The organism is Desulfovibrio sp. OH1186_COT-070, from assembly GCF_003860215.1.
Lineage (GTDB): Bacteria > Desulfobacterota > Desulfovibrionia > Desulfovibrionales > Desulfovibrionaceae > Desulfovibrio.
On record NZ_RQYH01000251.1, the window covers coordinates 1 to 324 of the forward strand.

Sequence of the window (324 nt, forward strand, 5' to 3'; positions counted from 1 at the left end):
GATCTGCCTCCTGACCTTGGGGACTGGAAAAATACTCATCGCCGGTTTTGCCGTTGGCGTGACCGGGGTGTTTGGGAAAAACTCCTTGAGGTGCTCGTGGTTGAGCCTGACTATGAGTGGTTGATGATTGATGCGAGCCATTGCAAAGTACATCCCCATGCTGCGGGAGCGATTGGCGGCAACCAGGCGATGAGTCGCACAAAAGGGGGCTCAACACCAAAATACATTTGGCCGTGGATGCGCATGGTATGCCGCTCAGAGTTGTTGTTACAGAAGGTACCAGATCTGATTGCAAGGAAGCATGTGCATTGATTGACGGTTTGA

Annotated in this window: 1 pseudogene; it reads left to right on the forward strand. The window is 52.2% G+C overall.

Going from position 1 to position 324, the window contains the following annotated elements:
• Nucleotides 1-324 (forward strand): annotated as a pseudogene (locus EII23_RS12720) (IS5 family transposase); the annotation flags it as partial.